Origin of the sequence: Acetivibrio mesophilus, assembly GCF_004102745.1 — a bacterium.
Classification (GTDB): domain Bacteria; phylum Bacillota; class Clostridia; order Acetivibrionales; family Acetivibrionaceae; genus Hungateiclostridium; species Hungateiclostridium mesophilum.
Genome location: NZ_RLII01000020.1, coordinates 47,277 through 71,009, shown reverse-complemented (window position 1 = coordinate 71,009; position 23,733 = coordinate 47,277). Strand labels below are relative to the sequence as shown.

Here is a 23,733-nt window from a genome sequence, read left to right as displayed (position 1 = left end):
ATTATTTCTTTCACTTGCTCTTTTGATAATGTTGACATAAAAAATCTCCTCCTTGGATATTATTTTGTAATTCTTGCCAAGAAGGAGTCTTTTCATTCTCTTATACACAAAATTTTCAACATTCTCTCAAATGCTTTTGCTACCTGTTACCTGTTTTAACTGTCCGCTTAATTCCTGTATTTCGCGTAAGAAATCACTGATTTGCTTTATCTGGCTATTCTCATCTTCGATGGTTGCCAGTACTTCCTCGGTAGATGCTGCATTCTGCTGTGATATGCTTACCATATTTTCCATCTGGGTTTGAACTTTCTCAAAACTATCTGCAACGTGCTCGATTGTATCCATGCTTTTTACTATTTCTGTATTGGTTTCATTGAATGCGTCCATAATATCCTTAAAATATGTGGATATATTCTGTATAATCTCTTTACCTTCCTTTGTGGCACTTTCACCATGGTTAACCTTTTCAGAGGCTTCATGGGATTTGTTGAATAATCCTGTTGTCACCTGTGTTATATCCTTCACTATTCGTGTACTTTCTTCTGCCAGTTTTCTTACCTCATCGGCAACGACAGCGAAACCTCTCCCATGCTCTCCCGCACGAGCTGATTCTATAGCAGCATTAAGAGCCAATAGGTTTGTCTGTTCTGCGATTTGTGTTATACCTTCCAAGAGGGTGTTGACTTTTGTCATACTTGTTTGAAGCTCAGATACAGTTGTATTGGCTGTGGTTATGGAATTGCTGATAATACCGATCTGATTATTCATTTGCTCTATTTTATTCCATCCTTCTCTTACTCTTTCACTCATTAACCTGGATTTACCGGAGATTCCTTCGGAGATTTTCCGGGTTTCATTTACCATTTCCAGAGATTCTGACATGGCCTCATTTATTGCGTAAGCACTATAGGATTCCTCCTGTATTGATTTGGACATCTCCTGCATTGAAGTGGTTATATTTTGACTTGATTCACTAATATTACTTATATTATCGTTCAATTGGTTTATTCCGTTATCAATAATACCTGTAGTATTTTCCAACTTTAAAAAGGTATTCTTTAATTCATCCAATAATTCTTCTGCTTTTACTTGTTTGTTGTATGATTCGATAACCAGTTCTCTTCCCCATTTACTTAAAAAGTACAGCAGAGCAATTATAGCATTGAGTACTATTAGTGCAAAGATAAAAACAGGAAGTGTGGTGTTAGGACCGGCTATATTCTCGGGTTTTATTATATAGGCGCCAATAAGTAAAACGTTTACAATGGCTCCGTGAGCTAATATAACTTCTTTTTTAAAGTATAACGCCATAAGAGCTATAGTACAAAGAATATTATAATGTCTCCATAATGCAAATCCAAATAAAAAAGAGAGAAGGATCATGCTTGCACAGGGTACTATTCCGAAAATAAGAGCTTTAACATACTTATTTATGGGCAAATAGTAATTTATTACACCCAAAATAATACATGGTGAAGCCCGGAGAAAAGTTAGAAGTCCAAGTTTTAATCCGCCAGCTATGATTTCGTTAATAACCATAAAACCTATTATTAGACATGTTATCGCAAGACTTACTTTGTGAACTCTTTGAACATTATAGGTATCGTGTTGCATAAAAAATCCTCCTTTTGCATAAAAAGAAATATATTTATTTAGTATCCATATTTGAACAAGGTATTGCTTATCTAAATTATAAGTTTTCACTATGATTGTTGTATTGAAAACTATAATTTCACTAAGAAAGCGTTGCGAGATATTTGATCTTAATGGTAGACATAATTATTATCGGTAAAATTATTGAATTGCTTATATGTATAATGATACCAGGAATTAAGACAGACAAAACAGCGAAAATAAGTTAAAATGGAACTCGCTTACGCTCGTCCTTGACATCCTCCAATACAGCACACAAATGTAAAATTATACAAAACCAAAGAAAGGATAATCTACCTTAAAAAAGCTGAAAAAATTGTCTTGACAAAGGGGAGCATTATATTATGGCTGCTACAATAGGTGAATAAAAAATATAAATCGAGCGATTAGCGATTGCAAAATGCGACAGCCCACTGTGTATTACACAGTGGGTGGTTGTGTTTTAGCCTCTTGGAGTGAAATGAAAGAGGCAAAAGCGAAGGGACTCGATGTCCCCAGTTTTTAATATCTGGCAAGCTGTGAAGTGTTTTCGACGAAAAAAATTATTGAAAAACAATAAATATTTATTGAATTTTGGTGAGAAATCGTTTAAACTATAATTAAAGTATAGACCAAAAGGAGGAAATTTTGTGCAAGTTTTAGGAGAGAAGGGACTCTCTGGCTTGGTAAAATTAATGCTGGATGGAGTTTTTATTGGTGGAATGGCTATTTTTATTAGTTTGCCATGGTGCCTAAAGCTAGCTTTTAATCTGATAAAAAATATATTTGGTGAAAATTATTATTTTTTGCTTGGGTTTTTTTACTTTTCGGGTTTTTTTGCTCTGGTCTTGGTTCATGAGATTAGAAAAGTATTTAAGAACTTAAACAAGAGAAATCCTTTTATTATGGATAACGTTAAAAGCCTTAAGCGAATGGCCATTGCATCATTTATTATTTCCAGTGCATATGGAGTTAAAATAGTTTTTTATCCTTCTATCCTTACAATTATTATCGCCATGGTTTTTATTATTGCGGGGTTATTTTTAATAGTATTGTCGGAGGTTTTTCGACAGGCTGTAATTGTAAAACAAGAAAACGATCTTACGATATAGGGAGGCAAGTTATGGCGATAGTGGTTAATCTGGATGTCATGTTGGCGAAACGAAAAATGAGTTTATCAGAACTCTCCTCAAAGGTGGATATTACATTGGCGAATCTGTCAATCCTCAAAACGGGTAAAGCAAAGGCAATTCGGTTTTCAACCCTTGAGGCAATATGTGAGGCTTTAGATTGTCAACCCGGTGATATTCTTGAGTATGTTCCGAATAAGAATAATGTAAAGGAGGAATAGTTTATGGAGGAATTAAACAGAACAGGAAATGAAGTAATAATGACAAGCAATGAGGAAAATATGGTGAAGAAAGAAAATGTATATATTCTGGCGGGAGCTATTTTCCTTGCAACAATATTTAATATCTTGTTTTACAGGAAGGGCTTGGGAATTTCGTATCCCATATTTGTATTGGCCTTTTACGGTGTAGTAATATTTACTTTGCGTGATAAAATTGCATTAAAAATAAACTTTGGAACACTTTTAACAATACCGATTATATTATTGTCATTAACCTATGTGTTTTTTTCAAATTGGATATTCATGCTTTTGAACTTCATGATTATACCTATTCTTATTATTGCACAAACGCTGATCATAACAAATAACAACTATTACAAGTGGTTTGATGCCAAATTTATATTTGATTTATTGAGTGCAGTTCTTTTAAGAAATTTGTGCTATGTATATAAGCCATTTGTTTTAGTATCGGAAATCAGAAAAAGGAAAACACGCTCAAATAAGGCTTCAACTGTAACTAAGGTAATTATTGGCTTGCTTTTATCTATTCCTTTGATTCTGGTGGTAATTGCACTGCTTTCTTCAGCAGATGATGTATTTGGTTACTGGATGGAGAGGATTGGCCGTCTGTTTATAGACATGAATATTGCGGATATTATAGCACAGCTGATTATTGGATTCTTTATATGTATAATAGTTTTCAGCTATCTTTGGAGTCTTTACTATGAGAAAGACAAAGACTTTTCCAAAAGCATTGGGGATTATTTTCGAATCAAAAAGATCTGGGATCCAATAATTGTTTTAACGGTTCTTGTATCTGTAAATCTGATATATATTGCTTTTACAGCAATTCAGTTCAAATACCTTTTTGGAAGTATCAGTTCATTGCTACCAGAGGGGGTTACTTATGCCGAATATGCCAGAAAAGGCTTCTTTGAATTGGTTTTAGTTACAGTATTAAATGTGAGTATACTAACAAGCATAATAAACCTAACAAAAATTGAAAATATAATTACAGCTTGCGTAATAAAAACTATGAACACATGTTTGGTTGCTTGTACTATGGTTATGCTCTTATCTGCCCATTTCAGGATGTCCCTTTATGAGCAAGAGTATGGATATACTTATCTCAGAGTCTTTACCCATGCCTTTATGTTCTTTATATTTGTAATACTCATTGCAACTTTGATAAAAGTCTGGAAGGAAAACTTCTATTTGCTCAAGTCTTATATAGTTGTTGCGCTAATTGCTTATCTTGCATTAAACTATTTTAATGTGGATGCATTTATTGCAAATAACAATATTAAGAGATATCAAGCAAATAGCACCGAAATAATAGATACCAATTATCTGAATCTTCTTTCTAGTGATGCAGTTCCTTATATGGTAAAGCTTTTTGATAATCAAAATGAGCAAGTTGCACAAAGAATTAAAGAAGGGCTTAAATATAGAAAAAGTAGACTTGCATCAATAAGCAATTGGCAGTCCTTTAATTTATCAGACTATAGGGCAAAAAGAATCTTAGATGAATATAATTTTGAGGAATAGCTTTATTTGTAGATGAATTTTTATTTTTATCAATACCGATGAGAGAACTGGTTTTTAAGTGGCACTTCAAGCTTTATATATACAGCAAATTGTGATATATTTGAATGGAAAAAGTCATCGGTGGATTGGTGGTGTAATGAATCATACGAACGTATAACGTATATTTTTCCAACAAATTGATGTGGGGAGAGTTTGATTTTTGGCGAATACTGGTTGAGTATTTTTTAGAAGAAGCAGACTGTATAAGAATTGACTGTTGGAATGAGGAAGAGAGCATTATAGACGAAATATCACCCTTGAGTAACGGCATTGATAAAGAAAGCAATGAACGTATGACAATATTTACTTTCCTTGTTAATGAAAAAAATGTCGAACATATAATATACAATGCTTTCGATGAGAAGAGGCGGTTGAAGTGGTTTTCTTTGTTTTTACAAAGAGATGGTGAAATATTTTTTTCTTCGGAGCACTATGGCAAGGAGTTTTCAATTACCGGCATAACAAAGGATGAACTCAAGTGGGTAAAAGGTGTTGTACCAAGGAATTTCATATTTCATACATATTAACACTAATATATTGAAGAAGGGCTTGAGCTTGTGAAGATTTCTTTTGATTTGGATGATACATTGATATTAACGGATAAGGGGGCATTGTATGAAGCCCCGGTTAAAAAGATTAAAGCTATATTCTACAAGGAAAAACTGAGAAAAGGCATTAGAAATTTGTGCGAAGAACTCAAATCATTGGGATATGATATTTGTGTCTACACAACCTCCGAGAGAGGTATTGGTTATATAAGGGGATTGTTTGATGTTTATGGTATAAAGCTACATGATATAATCAATCAGAAGGTCCACAGAGAATTGGTTCAGGGAAACCGAAAAGAGATTATGCCGTCGAAGGTACCCTCTAAATTTGGGGTAGATTTACATATTGATGATGATATTTCTGTAAAACATAATGGAACACAATTTGGTTTTAGGGTATTGATAATATCAAAAGATGATAATGAATGGCGGCAGAAAGTATTGAATGAAGCGAAAAGGGTTAAGAAAATTTGTGATTCGTTGTAAATAACAGCTTTAAAATTCAATGTTATTTATAAAGTTATAGAGATTAAATATGGATTTACATCAGAAAAAATTGTATAATAAGTGTTGCGTTTAATAAAGTAATTTTAAAAAGAATTATGTTGGAGGTTGAAGATTTTGAAAAACACTTATGAAAGTCCTTTAAATTCTAGATATGCGAGCAAGGAGATGCAGGAGTTGTTTTCTCCGGATATGAAGTTTCGTACATGGAGAAGGCTCTGGATTGCGCTCGCAGAGGCAGAAAAGGAACTGGGACTTAATATTAGCGATGAACAGATAGAAGAGCTTAAAAAATATAAAGATGATATAAATTATGATGTGGCTGAAATAAAAGAAAAAGAGTTTCGCCATGACGTAATGGCTCACATACATGCTTACGGGGAACAGTGTCCTAATGCAAGACCGATAATCCATTTGGGTGCTACATCCTGTTATGTTGGTGACAATACCGATATTATTATTATGACCGAAGCGCTAAAGCTCATAAAGCAAAAGCTTATTTGCGTAATATCCAAATTATCTGACTTTGCAATGAAATACAAGGATCTCCCCACTTTGGGTTATACCCATTATCAGCCGGCACAGCTTGTTACCGTTGGAAAGAGGGCAACTCTTTGGATTCAGGATCTGTTAATGGATGTTGAAGACTTGGATTATATTCTGTCCAACATGAAGCTTTTGGGTTCTAAAGGCACTACAGGAACGCAGGCAAGCTTTTTAAGTCTCTTTGAAAACGACCATGAGAAAGTAAGAAAGCTAGATATGCTTATTGCGAAGAAAATGGGCTTTGATAATGTATTTCCTGTATCGGGCCAAACCTATACCAGAAAGCTTGACAGCAGAATTCTGAACCTGTTGAGCACAATTGCGCAAAGTGCCTATAAGTTCAGTAACGACCTAAGACTTCTACAGAGCATGAAGGAGATTGAAGAACCTTTTGAGAAACACCAGATAGGTTCATCCGCTATGGCATACAAGAGAAATCCGATGAGATCGGAGAGAATTGGTGCTCTGGCAAGATATGTTATTGTTGATGCTCTAAATCCTGCGATTACTGCATCTACCCAGTGGTTCGAAAGAACTCTCGATGATTCCGCAAATAAGCGTATAAGCGTACCGGAGGCATTCCTTGCGGTGGATGCAATATTGAGCATATATATAAATATTGCCGATGGCATGGTTGTGTATCCAAGGGTTATAGAAAAGCATGTTTTAGAAGAACTTCCGTTTATGGCTACGGAAAACATAATGATGGAAGCAGTTAAGAGAGGCGGGGACAGGCAGGAGCTTCATGAACGTATAAGGGTTCATTCAATGGAAGCTGCAAGACAGGTTAAAGCTGAAGGAAAGAAGAATGACCTTATCGAAAGAATAGCTGCCGATGAGATGTTCGGACTTAGCATTGATGAGCTAAATTCTGTACTTGCTCCTAAGAACTATATTGGAAGATCTCCTCAACAGGTGGAAGAATTTATTAATGAATATGTAAAACCTGTTCTTGAAAAGAATAAAATTGAGGATATTGAAGTTGAACTTAAGGTTTAAGATTTGGAAGCAGGCTCGACGAATTGGTATTGTAAATGCTAATTTGTCGAGCCTGCCCCATTAAAAACATGTTGAAATTTAATTTTTCATATAGTACAATAATGTCTATAATACTTAATTCTAAACACTGGTTTCGATTTGCTTTTCAATTAATAACAACCTTAATTCCTATTACATTAATTTGTTTTGACAGGTCAGGGGGAAATTAACGTGATTAACAAGTATAGTAACGTGCCTCTATACTCTCAGCTTAAGAATATAATTATTGAAAAAATTGAGAACGGCGAGTATCCGCCTGATACAAAAATACCTTCAGAGCAGGATTTTTGTGAGCTTTATAACATTAGTCGTCCTACAGTAAGACAGGCTGTGAGTGAGCTTACCAATAATGGATATTTGTATAAGGAAAAGGGGAAGGGGACCTTTGTTTCAAAGCCCAAGTCATTAATAAGCGCAAAAGCATATACGGGTTTTACCGACTCTATTTTAGACAATGAGATAACAAACGAAAGGGAAATCATTTCAATTGAGAAATTAACCAATAAAGACTATAAAAAGCTCGATGAAATATTTTCTATCGCTTATAATCAAGTAGTAGATTTTGCACAGATTAACTATAAAAGCAAAAACGGTGAAGACGTACTTGCACTAAACACATCATACATACCGTTGAATCTTTTTCCCGATATAATAGAAGATATAAAAAACAGAAGGCCTTCTTATGATATCCTGAGAGGAAAATATCCGCTTCTTCCGACCAAGACGAAAAGTACCCTGGAGATAATATATACAGAGCAGTACGAAGCGCAGTATCTAATGGTTCAGCCGGGACAAGCTCTTTTTAAGATATCTAATATAATATTCTCAAAAAGCGGTCAAGTAGTAGAATTTGTAGTATCAAAGTACAGGGCTGACAAATGCAGGCTCTTATTTGAAAACGCAAAATAAGATTTTGATTATTTTATTTTTATTCCCCATATCTGTTGACCTCTTGTGCCGACTACTATCATATCATTATAGACTGCAGGCGAACCTTCAACATTTCCGCCAAGGGGTATTTTGTCGAGTATTTTACCGCTTTTGCCTTCGATAAGGTTCATATACCCTGCGGAATCGCAGTGAATAATGTAAGCTTTGCCATCCTTAGTATAGATATCAACCGGTGAGCTCCAGCTATAGAAATCTGAATCTATAACCCATACTTCATCTCCGGTGTTCTTATCAAAGGCAATTAGCTTGCCACCATTCTTCTTATAGGACTTGGCTATACTAAATATAACCAGATCACTGATTTCGTTTTTTCCAACTACAGGAGAGGCCAATGCTCCGCCGTTTGTATCTACGTTGTATGAACATTTATACTTCTTTTCCCATAGGAGACTTCCTGTGAGAGCATTTATTTTTCGTACAAAACTGTATCCGTTTTCTCCCTGAAGGTCAACTTCGTTTGCAATATACACAAAGACATTGGACCCGCCTAAATCCTCAATAGCCATGGTGCTATCGGTATCATCGGTTATGTTTCTTACCCATACCGGAGACAGGGTGTTTAAATCGACACACTGAAGAGTCCCGCTGTTATCTGCAAAGTAGCCAAAGTTCTTGAAAGCAGCAATAGAGTTCTCTGTGCCTAGTCTTCCTTTGACAGGAGAAGTGTACCTGTATTTTGTAATATCCGGATTTATGGATATGGCAGGCTGCGTTGGGACATAATCGGTGTTTAGTTTTATGGAATACAGAAGGCCGTTTTCGCCGCATAAAAACAGACTGTCTGTTTCCTTGTGCAAAAGAGGAGAGGAGTCAAAGGCTCCCCAGTACCTAAAAGAAGTATTGTCAAGGCCATTTATAAAGTAAAGAAGTTTTTGGTCCAAAAGACTGTATATACGGAAGCCTATAGGTACCTTTTTGCCTTCTACCTCATCAATGCCTTGACCCGAATAGAGAAGGGGATAACCCCTTGGGTCTACTGTTACACTTCCTTTTAGGGAAGCACCGACATTAATTGGATTTCTTGTATGCGAACCATCATCAAGGTCGAGAAAATATATTTTCCCGTCCAAAGTGGCATATATAACCTCCTTGAGGTCATCCTTATTCTTTTTATCCTGAAACAAGTTCATTTTTCTTCGAAGGTTGTCGTCCCATTTCACAATTGACGGTTGACCGTTCCAGCCCACCCCTGTCCATGTATCTATATATCCTATTTTGACACTCCATACCTTCTCAAGCTTTTCTTCTCTGATATTTGCAAAACCATAGCTTGCGGAGTTTCTGTAATTGTTTCCTCTAAAGGTGGTTACTCCATCGATTTCATTGTATTCATTCGGTGGACCAAAGACAATAGTATCATTTCTTGAATATGTATCCAGCTTTTGGCCGTCTTTAACAACATCCCATTTAAAATTATGGCTTGAAGGGAGAGACTCTTTTTCAATATCGATTTCATTGGGAACTAGTGCTGTCCAACCTTTATCCGCGGTGTCTTCAGGATTTTCGGTCACATTCGGTTCAATGGTCTCATTAGGATTAGAAGCTATATCGGGAGAAGGTGACGCTGTAGTATTGTTTGGGTTAGAATTAGAATGCTCAAGATAATTGTTTAGGAGAATAAACCCCGGTATGGACAAAATTAGTATTATTATGTTTATAGTAAGTATGATTTTAGCTGTTTTCACGTTCATAAAGCCCCTCTTCGATTTGTAGTGTGATTGCCTTATTATTAATCATAAACCAGAATTAATAAAAATAAAATATATTTCCGAAATATTAGGGTATTTTTTATTTTTCATGCTTTATTTCTTGATGTGAAATATTCTTAAGATATAATAATATGCAAGGGTGGTAAAATAATAGTATTAAGAATCAAAGGAGGAAATAATATGCCAAAGGATATTGTGAAGCTTGCGGTAGAAGGGATGTCCTGCAATCACTGTGTAAATAGTATAAAGAAAGCGGTTGGAAACCTTGATGGTGTGGATAATGTAGAGATTGACTTAGAAGGGAAAAAAGTGACTGTGGAGTATGACAGCAGCAAGGTGAAAGTTGAAACGATAAAAGATTCCATTGAAGACCAAGGATATGATGTTGTGTGAGAACAGAAAGGTGATAAATAAAAGTCAGGGGCATTGAGCCCCTTTGCTTTTGACTTTTTTAGATGTGTTCTATGTCCATCAATGAGTTTTTCCTAATAGCGGAAACCGCCACACAAACAGCAGAAGATAATTATTAATATAATTATCCATATTAGCTCGTTGTTAAAGCAACTTCTCTCTGACATCCTATGAACCTCCTTTTTTTAGTTTTATTTGAATGTTTTTAGCCCTTAGCACCGCAGTCATATCCGGAGCCACACCAGCACCAGAAAAGCAACAGGAAGAGAATTATAAACCAAAGAATCGTATCGTCATCGAATGCTCCACAGAAAAAACCTTTTTCAGACATAATATGTAACCTCCCTGAGAATTAAAATACTTGAAGCATTTTGCTAATAACATATTATTAATGGACCAATTAAAGTGTGACTGTATTTATTTGTGTTAGAAATTGACTTACAGCAACTGATAATATATTATAGATGCAAAGAAAAAACTGCATTAAAGATTTTAAGAGGTGGCTATGTGTTAGAGATATTTGGCATCAAGTTGAAAGATAGTATTGAGCAAGATGTATACGAGAGAGCTTTAAGCTTTCTCCCTGAAGAAAAAATGGATAAAATTAAGAGATTTAGAAGGTACGAAGATTCATTAATGTCTTTAACTGCAGAGATTTTAATTAGAGCCGTTGTCCGTTTTAAGCTTGGGATAAAGAATGAATCTATAAAATTTAATAGGACAGCTTATGGGAAGCCTTATCTTGAAGACTATGAGGATTTTCATTTTAATCTTTCCCATTCGGGAAGTTGGGTAGTATGCGCGGCAGGGTCTAAGGCTGTTGGAATTGATGTAGAGAAAATAAAAGAGATTGATTTAAATATTGCAAAAAGATTTTTTTCAAAGGAAGAGGCTGATGACCTTTTTTCAAAGAAAGAAGATGAAAAAATAGAGTACTTTTTTGATCTGTGGACACTGAAAGAAAGCTATATAAAAGCAGATGGAAGAGGACTTTCACTTCCTCTGAATTCGTTTTCTTTTAGAATTGAGAACGAGAACATTATTTTCACAGCAGAAAGCGAGCAGGCAAACTATTTCTTTAAAAAATATGATATTGATAGAGAATACAAGCTTGCTGTATGTTCTATGGAATCGCAATTTCCGGAGGGGATACATATTAAAAGTTTTGAAGAGGTTTTTGAATATTTATTTTCATATTGAAATGCTTAAAAATTCTTGAAACACAATTAAATATCATATATAATGAAGATGACAGTGCTTTATTTTCATTATATATTTTGAAGTAATTTGCAAAATTGAATATTGTGAATTATTTTATGTTTTTTCCGTTTTTTTATCGCAATAGTTTTGGTTCTGGAGAACTATTAATGTTAAGTATTGATTGAGTGTATTAAAATATATGCAGTTTTTTTATTTTTGTTCTATAGTTTGATTTGCCGGCAGTAATGGCTAATCTTAAGTTTTATTTATTGTTCTTTGATTTATCTCATTAATTATTGCGATAAACAGACATCAAATAATGTATGCACACTACGTTATAACATTCATCTCTTTTCATAATGCGTTCTTCTATACGTTCTTCCAATCGTATAATTTCTATGTTAAGCATTTGCAACTAATCCAGAATAATGCCAAATACCTGCAAATAGTTGGTAAGTATCCTAATTTAACCTATTGTTATAGTTTGTTTTGCTGTGTAGAGAAATAATTAAATGTTATATATCATAACATGCTAAGTTTTCTTTAGATGCCAGTGCTTCTTGGTTACTACTGAAGGAAGGAGGAGAAAAATCATTTGATAATATTTGATATTTTTTACACTAAATTATTGTAATAGCTGGTGTAAAAGATATGTTTGTCTGAAGCAAGGGCGAAATGTACATATATTAGAATTGGTATGTTATGGTTAGGGCGTTTTAAATGCCTATAGAGATAATAATTTTAATTGGGAGGTTTTATGGTATGAAGAAAGGTATAAGTTTTATACTGGTTATTGCTATGCTGGTGGCAATGACCTCGTCTTTTGTTGTGTCTGCATATCCAGCAAGTACTCTGTCAGCTAGCAGTAGTGGCAGCTTATCATTGGAGTTTGATAAAACAACTGCTCAAGTAGGGGACATAATCAAAGCTTATGTCAAGATTGGTAATATTAAGAATTTTGCCGGATATCAGGTAAACATCAAATATGATCCCACAGTATTGCAGGCAGTAAATCCTGATACAAAGTCTCCTTTAGGAGCAACTACAATGCCTAAGAACGGGAATTTATTGATAAATCCTGAATATAGCGCATTATCCGGTGTTTTAAATAAAATCGAAGAAGGTATTTTGAACTTTGGAAAAGCATATTCCTATCTCAATGATTACAGACTCAGTAATTCACCGGAAGAGACAGGTGTCTTGGCGGAAATAGGCTTTAAGGTACTTAAGGCACAGCCTACAACCGTAAAGTTTGAAAACACACCTTCAATGCCAAACAGCCTTTCCGGTACAATGCTGTTTGACTGGAACGGCAATGTTATTTCAGACTATACTGTAGTTCAGTCTGGAATTATAAATTCTTCTGTAGTAAATCCTTCACCGTCAATTTCGCCATCCAATGGAACCATAAAAATGGATTTGAATAAGAATTCTGCTTTTGTAGGCGATATAATAATTGCTGAAATAAAGGCAGATAACTTTGACAATATTGCAGGATGTCAGTTTAATATAAAATATGACCCTGAAGTATTGCAGCCTATAGATACTGATACCAATGCTCCATATGGAAATACTACAATGCCAAAGGACGGTACAATACTAATAAATCCTGATTATGGTGTGATTTCAGCAGTAGCAAACAATTTGGAACAAGGTACGTTGAATTTTGGAAAGTGCTATACATATCTTGGTGAATATAGGGCTTCAAGAGCAGGAGAAAAGGGTGGTACAATTGCAATAATTGCATTTAAGACACTTAAAGCAGCTTCTTCAACATCTATTGAATTTGCAGAGTCAATTGCGATGCCCGGAAGCATTAAAGGTACAATGATTTTTGATTGGAATGGAAACAATGTATTGGGTTATCAGGTAATTCCAGCTGGTGCTATCAGTATTTCAAAACAGTCGGTAACCCCTTCATATACACCGGTTTCACCAAAGCCTACTTCAACACCGGTAGTGTCACCTACACCTACAAATTCACCGGTTTCCAACGGTTCAATAGAGATTGACTTGGATAAGAACACAGTTAAAGTTGGGGAGATTATCAAAGCAGTTGTGAAGGTTGACAATTTTGATAGCTTATCCGCTTTTCAGGTAAATATTAAATACAACCCTGATTTATTGCAGGCTGTAAATCCCGACACTGGGGAACCCTTAAAAGATAATACTATGCCCAAAGATGGTACTTTGATTGCAAACTCTGATTACGGAGTAATCTCTATTGCAGTTAACAAACCTTCAGAAGGTATATTGAATTTCTCAAAAACTTATACCTATATTAATGAATATAAAAACAGCGGTAAACCTGAGAAAACAGGAACACTTGGGGTTATTGGATTCAAGGCTCTCAAAGCAGGTGATGCAGCCATCAGATTTGAAGATTCAATAGCTATGCCAAGCAGCCTTTCCGGTACAATGCTGTTTGATTGGAATTTGGAAAGAATACCAGAGTATATGGTTGTTCAGCCTGAATTAGTTAAGATAACAGGTTCGGCTATAGCTTCGCCGACTGCTAAACCAACAGCAACACCTGTTAGTCCAAAACCAACGGTTGCTCCAACCCAAACACCGATTTCTGGAGGACAAATAGAGCTTAAGTTGGACAAAAACCAAGCAAAAGTTGGGGATATAATCAATGCTACAGTTAACATTAGTAATATCAATAATTTTGCAGCTTATCAGGTAAATATAAAATATGATCCTTCAGTGCTTCAAGCTATAAATCCTGTTACTGGAGAAGCAATATCGGCTAGGACAATGCCTGCTGACGGAACAATTCTTATAAACACTGAATATGGTGTTGTATCAGCAGTCGCAAACAATACCTCTGAGGGTATATTAAACTTTGGTAAGTCCTATGCTTATTTAGATGCATATAAACTCGCAAATAATCCGGAAGAGACCGGTACATTAGCTGTAATTGGCTTTAAGGTTCTTAAACAGCAGGATACTTATATTGGATTTGAAAACTCCGTTGCAATGCCATCAAGTATATTGGGAACGTTCTTGTTTGACTGGAATGGAGAATTGGTATCAGGCTACAAAGTGGTGAATCCAGGTGTGATAAAAATATCTCAATCTGAGCAACCTACACCTTCAGCGACTCCTACAGCAACACCGATAACACCGAAACCAACTTCACCGGTATCGACAAACAGCTATATTAAATTGGAGCTTGATAAGAATAATGCTTCAGTTGGTGATATCATAAAGGCAACAGTAAAAATAAATGATATAAAGAACTTCTCCGGTTATCAGTTAAATATCAAGTATGACCCTAAGGTATTGCAACCGGTTAACCCAAATACCGGAGCAGCATATACTGCAAGAACTCCGTTTGCAAATGGCCAGCTGATTGTAAACAGTGAATATGGTGCAACATCCATAGCTTCACATAAACTGTCACAGGGTATATTGGTTTTTGCTCAGGGATACGCATTTATGAATGATTATAGAATGAGCGGTAAGGCAGAAGAAACAGGTATTTTGGGTGAAATCGGCTTTAAGGTATTGAAAAACGAGAAGACATCTATCAGCTTTAGTAAAGATGAAATTTCAATGCCGGGAAGCATTTCAGGAACATATTTGTTTGATTGGTATGGCGAGTTGAAGTCAGACTATGAGGTTATTCAGCCTGAACCTATCAATGACAGCGGTGTTGTAGCAAATAGCTATATTGCACTGGATTTAGATAAGAATAAAGCAGCAGTTGGAGAATTAATAAAGGCTACAGTAAGAGTAAACAATGTAAAAAATCTATCTGGTTATCAGGTAAATATAGTTTATGATCCAAATGTATTGCAGCCTGTTAATTCTAAGACTGGAGTTGAGTATTCTAAGAGGACTGCTTTTGAGAACAGCAAATTGCTCCAGAACAGCGAATATAGCCCTACAAATATTACTTCGCATGATCTGACAAAGGGAGTATTGAACTTCTCAAGGGCATATGCGTTTATGAATGACTATAGGATAAATGGTGTTCCCGAAGATACTGGAGTTTTAGGAGAAATATACTTTAAGGTATTAAAGGCTGAAGCTACAAAAATAAGCTTTAAAGAATCAGTTGCAATGCCGGGTAGTCTCTCAGGAACATATTTGTTTGACTGGTATGGCAATCAAGTAAACGATTATTCAATAATACAGCCTAATAGCATCAACTAAACGCTTATTGAATAATAAAAAATATAATGCTGCAGGTGGCTAATTGCTGCCTGCAGTTTTTTAATATATAACGAAATCAAAAAATGTGTAATTGAATTTATTTATCAAATGTGTTATAAAATTAATCAAGTACGTTTACTTAAATTATTTGCAAAGGAATACTCTCATACTGGAGGAAGATATTAATGATAAAATCAAGTTTGATAAAGATAGGGATTATTACTGTTTTGCTAGTGTCAATTCTGTGTAGTTGCAGTACAACCGGAAGAGAGTCTAAAACTGCTGATCCAACAGCATCTATAGAGGCAAACAAAGACAATGACGCAAGCAAAGAGCCTGTTTATTCGGAATCGCCAGATATAATGGAGACTGCAAAACCAGATCCATCTCCGGATAATAATACAGATGTTTTAAATCAGACATCAGAGCCCACAAATAATGAGGAATTAACTGGCAATCTAAATGCCGCTGATATTCGAATTGTGCTAGACAGGAACACGGCAAAAAAAGGAGAGATAATCACAGCAAAGATTATATTGAACAATATAGCAAACATTGCGGGTTATCAGGTAAATATAAAGTATGACCCCAACATATTGCAAGCAGTAGATCTTGATTCGGGGGAACCCCTTGAAAATAAACAGATGCCCAGTGATGGCAATATTTTAGTAAATTCAGATTATAATGTACTCCCATTAGTTGCAAACGACGATGAAAAAGGTCTGATTAATTTCGGTAAGGCATATATTGATGTAGATAAATATAGGGAGAGCAACAAACCGGAGAGCAGTGGTGTACTTGCTTTAATAGGCTTTAAGGTGTTGAAGGAGGATAGCACAACTGTTGCTTTTGAAGATACACCGACGATGCCCAATGCCTTATCGGGAACATTCTTTTATGATTGGAATTTCGAGGTGTTGACTAATTATTCGGTAGGTGAGGGTGCAAGGCTCAATTAGAATCAATAATTTTACATCTGGCAAATTTTTAGTAATTTTCCTAATAATGTGTTGACAAAATTTAAATAATAGTATAAGAATATAATAGGAAAAGAATGAGGTCAATAGACTATATAATATATTAGAGAGTATTAAATACGTAATTTTTTGTTTCTTCAGGAGGAGTAGAAGTGAAAAGGCTTTTTGTAATTGCATTGATAACGGCGTTGACGGCAGCTTTGATTTTTCCTGTTATGGCAGATAATGATTCTATTAAAGATAAAATGAGTGAAATTGACGACAAATTAGACAATATTAGTAAACAAAAAAGTGAGATACGCAAAGAAAAAGATAAACTTGAAAGTGAAAAGAAAGAATTAATAAATGCCGAGAATACTGTAAACGCAGAGTATCAAGACTTAGTCTCAGAATTAGAAGCGTTAGACAGGGAAATAGCAAGCTATGAGGATTCATTAAAGGATACGGAAGAAAGGTATGGCAAACACATAGAAGCCTTTGAAGAGCGCCTCGTGGCGATGTACAAAAATTCATATGTTTCATATTTAGATGTACTAGCCGATTCGGAGAATTTGATTAATTTTTTTGAAAGACTTGAGATAATTTCGTCAGTTGCTAAAAAGGATAAGGAAATTGTAAAAGAAGTTCAAGATATTAAGAAAGATCTTACATACAAACAGCAGTTAGTTCAATATGTAAAGAATGTTAAGCAAACTGAATTAATTAAAAAGAAAAATAGCATTGATTCATTGATTGCATCCAGAAACGGTCTGGAGAACCGCATTAAGGAGCGGAATGAAGAGATCAAACGTTTAGAAGAGCAGGAAGATAAGCTGATTGAACAATCCTGTCAAATTGCAGATCAAATTAGAAGAAGCGCCAAGGGCGGTAAAAACTATGCCGGCGGTACAATGGTGTGGCCGGTACCAAGTTCTAAAACAATAGATTCTGGTTATGGAATGAGACTTCATCCGGTATTTAAAAAGTACAAGATGCATACCGGTGTGGACATTGATGCGTCTTATGGAGCTTCAATAGTGGCTGCAAATAACGGGATCGTTATTTTTTCAGGCTGGCAGGATGGATATGGCTATACCGTCATTGTCGATCACGGTGGCGGAATAACTACGCTATATGCTCATTGCAGCAAACTTCTTGTCAATAACGGTGACAAAGTTAGAAAAGGTCAAACGATAGCCCAAGCCGGCAGTACCGGAACGTCTACCGGAACACATCTGCATTTTGAAGTGCGAATAGACGGAAATGTGACCAATCCATTAGACTATATTAAATAATGAAAGCACCGTTCATAAAACTATCGGTAATTGAATTCGTATAATCAATAATGACTAAAAATAAGATGCTAAAATAAATTGTCTTATAGCATCTTATTTTTATTTTAGTCTCTTAGAGTGAAATGAAAGAGACAAAAGCGAAGGGACATCACACTAAGGCCTTTAGGTAGGGGTAAAAAAAAATATACCTAATTAGACAAAATAAAAATTTTGTATAATCGGGAAGGGGTTTTTGAGAAAAAATAAGTCAAGTACCATTACTTACTATGAAATTCTAAAAAACTTTTTAATTTTGCCCCCTCAAAATTCTAAAACGTTCGAAATACTATAGTACGCTTATGACAATTAATTTGTCAATAAGTTATACCAACCTTCATACCAAACTACCGACAGCTTGAGGTATTTCTGTACGGTAGTTTCTTTCTTTTTTTTAGGATGTAAAATTAATTATAAAAAAGCTTAAAAATTCTAGTAAAATATGCTATAATAATAATAGTCGCTAAAAATACTCATTCAAAATCACACTCCTTTCCTGAAGCTGCCCTGTTTTTGCGGGTTTATCCGACTCAGTATTTTACAAAACTATACAGTTGAAGTCAAAATAATTAGATGGGAATGATTTTATGAAGTTAAAAGTTGGTGAAATCGTAACACTAAAGCATTATTCCGCTAAAAAAAGCAATCGAGGGATAATTAGCAACTTGTTTGATAACAGTGTCGTTATTAAACCGGAACGAGATTTTCTTATTTACAGCTTTTTTGACAGTGACCCCGTTGTAATAGGATTTGAAAGTGAAAATGTTGTAAACCTCTGCGAAAGTACTGTAAAACATGTAGACTACAATCAAAATACCTTTAATCTTACTATTAATAATATTCAATCAATTACAAACAAAAGGCTTACACAAAGGTTTCCTGTTTCTTTGTGCGCATATATTATCAATCATAATGCTAGGGTTTTTTCCTACATAAGAAATATTAGTCTGGATGGTTTATCGTTATGCTCAAAACAAGAGTTTAAGAAAGGAGACATATTTACTGTCAATACAAAAATTGAAAATATTGAACTTACTTTTGAGGCTCAAGTTATGTGGAAAAAGATGAGTGAGCTTGGTTTTGAGTATGGCCTTGCATATTACATGCCGAAGGCCGAATTTAGCAAAACTATTGAAAGATGTCTGGAGTTTTTAACAATGGATCAGGAGATTTCAATAAGCCGCCTTAAATATGAGTTTGAACCGCTTAGAAGAATAAATCAAAAAAAGGTTGTAATGAATTAAAAAATCAATTGTAATAAAAAATTAAAATGAATTGAATTTAAAAAATTGAATTTAAAGAAAGCCTCTTTAAGCATATCTGCTTTTGAGGCTTTCTTTAAGTTTATAGTCGGTCCCAACGAGGATCTATGTTGCTACTAATTGCTCTATAGCCTTTTGCAACATATAAGGCATCTAAAAGAGCAATTCTGACCATTGCTTCACAAACAGGATAAATTCTTGGACATATTGAAGGATCATTTCTTGTATTAAACTCCACTTCAACATTCTCAAGAGTATACATATTGACTGTATCCTGCGGTATTGAAATTGTAGGTGTAGGTTTTACTGCAACCCTTATTCTGATATCTTCACCGTTGGATATTCCGCCCAATATACCTCCGGCTCTATTGGTCTTAAACTTTACCTGGCCTGAAGATTCATCGTAATAAGGGGTATCATTCGACTCAGAGCCCCTAAGCTTTGTATGTCCGAATCCTTCGCCGAACTCTATGCCTTTTATGGCTGCAATGGACATTAAAGCATGGGAAAGTGTAGCCTGAAGTTTATCAAATACAGGTTCGCCCAAACCTGCCGGTACACCCCTTGCAATTATCTCTACTACCCCGCCGACGGAATCACCCTGTTCTTTTATTTTTAGGAGGTCTTCCATCATTTCTTTTGCTTTTTCAAGATCGGGGCAATTTATATCATTTTTACGATAATTAGCTTTGGCCATCTCATAGGTAATATTGTTTTGAGCTTTAATCCCGTGTATTTCACTTATAAAGGCAATTACGTCTATACCCATGGTATCTAAAACTGCCTTTGCTACAGCTCCGCCAGCAACACGGGCAGCTGTTTCCCTTCCTGAAGCACGTCCGGCACCAATATTGTCAGCAAATTGTCCATACTTCTTAAAGAAAGTATACCCTGCCTGACCCGGCCTTACAACCTCTTTATAGCTCTTATGCTTATTAATGTGTTCATCCTCAATAACATCATTGGGTATAATCATACCAACAGGAGCACCGGTTGTAATGTCATCTTCCATTACGCCAGAGAAAATGTATACCTTGTCCCTTTCATTCCTTGGGGTATCCAGAGGAGTTCTTCCAGGTCTCCTTTTATCAAGCTCTTCTTGCACAAAATCCGCAGTAAGCTTTATTCCAGGCGGAACGCCGTCTACGATTGTCATTAGTCCCCCATACAATTCTTTTGGTATTTGGAGATTTTTGCGGAAACCACCCGCATAAGATTCTCCACAGGTTGTAATCCTGAATATTCTACCAAATGAATTTCCTACCATCCTGCATCATCTCCCTTATATAAACTAATAAACTAGGCAATAGATGTCCTAAAAATTCTTACTTTTGCATCTATATTCCCATATACTTGCTTTCATAAACGTCTTTAATTTCCTCTACAATTGATAAAACACTCTTTGAAGAGCAGTCGATTGTAATATCGGCATACTTTTCGTAAAGAGGCACTCTCTCCCTGTAAGTATCCTCAAAGCTCTTATTGTTGTCTCTTGCAAGCCTTCTCCCTGAAGAAAGTCTTTTTTTGATTTCATCAAACTCCAGCTTAAGATAAACCACAATACTGTTTTTTTTAAGATATTCCATTGCAGATTCATTGTAAACAACACTGCCACCGGTTGATATGACATGATTATTCACATCAAGGCTCATTAAAGCCGATTGCTGTATTTCAAGAAACTTTTCCAGACCGTCTTGATTTACAATATCTCTAAGCTGCCTTTTTTCTTTGTCCATTATTATCTTATCGGTATCTACGAAGCCCATACCCAGAGTTTTTGCAAGCGGTTCACCAATTGTAGTTTTGCCGGAACTAGGCATACCAATTAAGACTATGTTTCCTTTTTTCATTTGTACAACCTCACAATATTATTATGAAACTACTTTGCCTTTACTCCAAGGACATAACACTATATATATAATAGTATTATACACATAAAATTATGAAGCTCCAACAAAAAAATAAAAATTTATATTATTAAAAGTATATAAATTGTTATGAATCCGATGTATTAGCATCCATTGACAATACTATACTTAAATTACCATTTCTACAGCGTAGCTCATCAATAAATTCCTTTTCATTTTTATCGCTATTCATAGTTATTGTATATACGAGTTCGAAAAGAGTTCCCAAATCTGTTGTCTTAATCTTATATAACTGATAGTTTGTTGTATACTTCTTTAGAATATCATCGAATGCACCCTGATAATTCATATTCTCAGGAATTATGATCTTTAGTATTTTACTGCAGGTTTTTTTTGCGCCAAAATCAATTTTACATAGAATAACAATAAACGCGCAAAGTAATATGGTAAACAGTGCGGCATATCCAAATAATCCTACGCCACAGGCAAGTCCGGCTGCCATTGAAAAGAACACATAAGAAATATCTTTGGGATCTCCGGCAGTACTTCTGAATCGGGCGATGGAAAATGCTCCCGCCAGACTGAACGCCCTTGCTACATTACTTCCTACCAAAAGAATTATTACTGCAATTACCGAAGGTATCAAAATCAGTGTCAGAGAGAAATTTTGCGAATAATAACCCCTTACATGGGTTTTAATATAGGTAACGCTAATCATTATTCCCAAAGCAAATGAAACTATAATTGTCAACAATGAGCTCCAAAGAGTTAACGTTGTATTGACAGTAGTATTTAAATCTATGTCAGGCATTATCAATCTTTCCTTTCTTATATAATTATTGTATTTATCAATCATTATACAAGAGACAACAGACTGTATAAACAGGCTGTTGCCTCATATCGTTTCAGTATAGAAGAATCCCCATGTATTATCTTTATCTAGCAGCTTATTACCATCCTGGGAATCCACCACCGCCCGGGAATCCACCACCACCTGGGAATTCTCCTCCCCATCCTGGGAATCCTCCTCCCCATCCTGGGAATCCTCCGGAATTGCCTCCTGCATTTGTTATGATTGAATTTGTGGTAAAGGTAACTGACTGGGTTCCGTTTTTATATACTACATAAGTCGCATTCAATACAAGATCTGGAGAGCTGATTATCATGTTTTGATAATTCTTCGGAGCTGTACAGTTGATTATTTCAGTTCCTTCCTTTTGAATACTGACGACGGAATTTGCTGTTCCACTGCCTAAAAGAACTGAGCATTGAGTGCTTGTAGTTGAAGGAGAACTATTGGAACCTCCTGCAGCAATAAGAGTTCCTCCTGTGATTATGAGTGGATTCCAGTCACAATCAATACCGCCCTCAGGAATATTGCCTCCAAATGCAACAGTATATCCTCCAGTAATATTTATTGTTCCATTAGAGTCAATTGCATCATATCCTGAAGTTATGTAAAGATTACCTCCGTTAATTATAATGCCTTTTGATGCATTCAGACCATCTTCGTTTGAATTTACATTAATTTTGCCGCCATTAATTGTAAGAGTAGTCTTGCTTTCAATACCCTCATAGCATTTTAATACATTTATTTCTCCACCATCAATTACAAGGTCGAGTTCAGAGTGTATTCCATCGTCATCGGCAGTCAAATTGAGAGTACCGTCGGTCATTACAAAATCTCCTTCACTTTCAATAGCGTCGGATTTGGCTGTAATGGTGATGTTTCCACCCTTAATCTTCACACCGTCATTTGCGTGTAATCCATCGGTAACAGCTGTTACATAGATATCTCCGTTTTCGATAATGATATCGTCATCACTTGCAATACCGTGCTTGTAATTGCCTGTAACGTAGAGAGTACCTTTTCCCTTTAACTCCAAATCATCATTGCTGAACAAGGCTCCTTTTGCCCCTTCATCACTGTATTTTGCTCCGTCGGAAAGATAGTTGACAGTTCCCTTTTCTATTGTAATAAAGCCTTTGTCGACATTGTAAAAGTAGATGGCAGGTCCGTTCTGATTCTTTATATTTACGCCGTTTAGTCTAAGCTTGACTCTTTCAGTTGTGTCGACATAAATCATACCATTATTTAAAGTACCTGTAACCGTATGATCTCCTCCGGATGTAATGGTAACAACCGAGCCATTTACCGAGATACCTTCCCCGCTGACTTTTATTGAATCTCCCAACTCAATCGTACCAGTGTTGTTTTTCCATGCTTCTTCATCAGTTGGAGCTGTTGGAGTAGGTGTTGGTTCTTGTGTTGGCTCCGGTGTTGCCGGTGAGAGCGTAGGCGTTGGCCAAGTCTGGTTTTCTACCGGAAAAACAGAAATAATGCGTAAAAGATATCTTTTTAACAGAGTAAGATCCGTTGAATTGACTTTACCGTCTCCATTCAAATCAGCAACTACTATGTTGGGGATAGTGGGAATGGTGCGTAAAATATACCTATTCATTAATGTCATATCAGTTGAGGTTACTTTGCCGTCTGAATTTAGATCACCATATATATATGGTGGCTCCAAAGCACTTACAGATATCATGTTCACAATAAATGTAAGCAACACCAAAAAAATACCCAAGTACCTTTTCCTCATTAAATCATCTCCCCTTTGGCAATTTTATGAATTATATTTATATATTTATTCGCAATGAACTTTGCAATTATT

At 35.5% G+C, this 23,733-nt stretch carries 20 protein-coding genes; 13 read left to right on the top strand and 7 right to left on the bottom strand.

Annotated elements, in window-relative coordinates; translation table 11 throughout:
• Nucleotides 1-126 precede the first annotated feature (126 nt).
• Nucleotides 127-1,614: a methyl-accepting chemotaxis protein gene (locus EFD62_RS13030; protein ID WP_128706254.1), complete on the bottom strand. Its 1,488-nt coding sequence runs from the start codon at nucleotides 1,612-1,614 to the stop codon at nucleotides 127-129.
• A 668-nt stretch (nucleotides 1,615-2,282) separates the two neighbouring features.
• On the opposite strand from EFD62_RS13030, the gene EFD62_RS13025 reads away from it, so the two are divergent.
• The 7 genes from EFD62_RS13025 to EFD62_RS12995 all read left to right on the top strand — a co-directional run bounded on the left by EFD62_RS13025 (nucleotide 2,283) and on the right by EFD62_RS12995 (nucleotide 8,115).
• A complete protein-coding gene (locus EFD62_RS13025; RefSeq protein WP_128706253.1) occupies nucleotides 2,283-2,744 on the top strand; it encodes a DUF2975 domain-containing protein in 462 nt (153 codons plus the stop codon).
• Between the two features lie 11 nt (nucleotides 2,745-2,755).
• On the top strand, nucleotides 2,756-2,983 hold the full coding sequence (locus EFD62_RS13020) for a helix-turn-helix domain-containing protein (RefSeq protein ID WP_069193738.1): 228 nt from the start codon (nucleotides 2,756-2,758) through the stop codon (nucleotides 2,981-2,983).
• Nucleotides 2,984-2,986: 3 nt separating this feature from the next.
• The gene (locus EFD62_RS13015; protein ID WP_069193739.1) at nucleotides 2,987-4,531 is read left to right on the top strand and encodes a DUF4153 domain-containing protein; all 1,545 of its coding nucleotides are present in this window, start codon (nucleotides 2,987-2,989) and stop codon (nucleotides 4,529-4,531) included.
• A 179-nt stretch (nucleotides 4,532-4,710) separates the two neighbouring features.
• Nucleotides 4,711-5,097 carry a hypothetical protein gene (locus EFD62_RS13010; RefSeq protein ID WP_235832653.1) on the top strand — a complete coding sequence of 129 codons (387 nt, stop codon included), beginning with the start codon at nucleotides 4,711-4,713 and terminating at the stop codon, nucleotides 5,095-5,097.
• A 30-nt stretch (nucleotides 5,098-5,127) separates the two neighbouring features.
• Entirely contained in the window at nucleotides 5,128-5,604 is a 477-nt protein-coding gene (locus tag EFD62_RS13005) for an HAD family hydrolase (protein WP_128706252.1), read from the top strand.
• A 135-nt stretch (nucleotides 5,605-5,739) separates the two neighbouring features.
• The gene (purB, locus tag EFD62_RS13000; protein WP_128706251.1) at nucleotides 5,740-7,167 is read left to right on the top strand and encodes an adenylosuccinate lyase; all 1,428 of its coding nucleotides are present in this window, start codon (nucleotides 5,740-5,742) and stop codon (nucleotides 7,165-7,167) included.
• A gap of 210 nt (nucleotides 7,168-7,377) precedes the next feature.
• A complete protein-coding gene (locus EFD62_RS12995; protein ID WP_128706250.1) occupies nucleotides 7,378-8,115 on the top strand; it encodes a GntR family transcriptional regulator in 738 nt (245 codons plus the stop codon).
• Nucleotides 8,116-8,123: 8 nt separating this feature from the next.
• Here the strand turns inward: EFD62_RS12995 and EFD62_RS12990 are convergent, their stop codons facing one another.
• The gene (locus tag EFD62_RS12990) at nucleotides 8,124-9,848 is read right to left on the bottom strand and encodes an outer membrane protein assembly factor BamB family protein (protein ID WP_069193743.1); all 1,725 of its coding nucleotides are present in this window, start codon (nucleotides 9,846-9,848) and stop codon (nucleotides 8,124-8,126) included.
• Nucleotides 9,849-10,046: 198 nt separating this feature from the next.
• On the opposite strand from EFD62_RS12990, the gene copZ reads away from it, so the two are divergent.
• A complete protein-coding gene (gene copZ / locus EFD62_RS12985) occupies nucleotides 10,047-10,259 on the top strand; it encodes a copper chaperone CopZ (protein WP_069193744.1) in 213 nt (70 codons plus the stop codon).
• A 223-nt stretch (nucleotides 10,260-10,482) separates the two neighbouring features.
• On the opposite strand, the gene EFD62_RS18230 is transcribed toward copZ, so the two are convergent.
• The gene (locus EFD62_RS18230) at nucleotides 10,483-10,608 is read right to left on the bottom strand and encodes a hypothetical protein (RefSeq protein WP_268919984.1); all 126 of its coding nucleotides are present in this window, start codon (nucleotides 10,606-10,608) and stop codon (nucleotides 10,483-10,485) included.
• A 176-nt stretch (nucleotides 10,609-10,784) separates the two neighbouring features.
• Between EFD62_RS18230 and EFD62_RS12980 the strand changes: the two genes are divergently transcribed.
• From EFD62_RS12980 to EFD62_RS12960, 5 genes are all read left to right on the top strand, one after another.
• On the top strand, nucleotides 10,785-11,477 hold the full coding sequence (locus EFD62_RS12980) for a 4'-phosphopantetheinyl transferase family protein (RefSeq protein WP_235832652.1): 693 nt from the start codon (nucleotides 10,785-10,787) through the stop codon (nucleotides 11,475-11,477).
• Nucleotides 11,478-12,239: 762 nt separating this feature from the next.
• Nucleotides 12,240-15,641 (top strand): cohesin domain-containing protein, encoded by a 3,402-nt coding sequence (locus tag EFD62_RS12975; RefSeq protein ID WP_128706249.1) that lies wholly within the window; start codon nucleotides 12,240-12,242, stop codon nucleotides 15,639-15,641.
• Between the two features lie 185 nt (nucleotides 15,642-15,826).
• Nucleotides 15,827-16,600, top strand: a complete 774-nt coding sequence (locus EFD62_RS12970) for a cohesin domain-containing protein (RefSeq protein WP_069193747.1) — start codon at nucleotides 15,827-15,829, stop codon at nucleotides 16,598-16,600.
• A gap of 170 nt (nucleotides 16,601-16,770) precedes the next feature.
• On the top strand, nucleotides 16,771-17,892 hold the full coding sequence (locus EFD62_RS12965; protein WP_069193748.1) for a murein hydrolase activator EnvC family protein: 1,122 nt from the start codon (nucleotides 16,771-16,773) through the stop codon (nucleotides 17,890-17,892).
• Between the two features lie 623 nt (nucleotides 17,893-18,515).
• Nucleotides 18,516-19,172 carry a PilZ domain-containing protein gene (locus tag EFD62_RS12960; RefSeq protein ID WP_069193749.1) on the top strand — a complete coding sequence of 219 codons (657 nt, stop codon included), beginning with the start codon at nucleotides 18,516-18,518 and terminating at the stop codon, nucleotides 19,170-19,172.
• 100 nt (nucleotides 19,173-19,272) lie between these two features.
• Here the strand turns inward: EFD62_RS12960 and aroC are convergent, their stop codons facing one another.
• The 4 genes from aroC to EFD62_RS12940 form a co-directional block, all read right to left on the bottom strand.
• A complete protein-coding gene (gene aroC / locus EFD62_RS12955) occupies nucleotides 19,273-20,457 on the bottom strand; it encodes a chorismate synthase (protein WP_128706248.1) in 1,185 nt (394 codons plus the stop codon).
• 70 nt (nucleotides 20,458-20,527) lie between these two features.
• Nucleotides 20,528-21,040 carry a shikimate kinase gene (locus EFD62_RS12950; RefSeq protein ID WP_069193751.1) on the bottom strand — a complete coding sequence of 171 codons (513 nt, stop codon included), beginning with the start codon at nucleotides 21,038-21,040 and terminating at the stop codon, nucleotides 20,528-20,530.
• Between the two features lie 145 nt (nucleotides 21,041-21,185).
• The gene (locus EFD62_RS12945; RefSeq protein ID WP_069193752.1) at nucleotides 21,186-21,869 is read right to left on the bottom strand and encodes a DUF4956 domain-containing protein; all 684 of its coding nucleotides are present in this window, start codon (nucleotides 21,867-21,869) and stop codon (nucleotides 21,186-21,188) included.
• A gap of 139 nt (nucleotides 21,870-22,008) precedes the next feature.
• A complete protein-coding gene (locus EFD62_RS12940) occupies nucleotides 22,009-23,661 on the bottom strand; it encodes a carbohydrate-binding domain-containing protein (protein WP_128706247.1) in 1,653 nt (550 codons plus the stop codon).
• Nucleotides 23,662-23,733 lie beyond the last annotated feature (72 nt).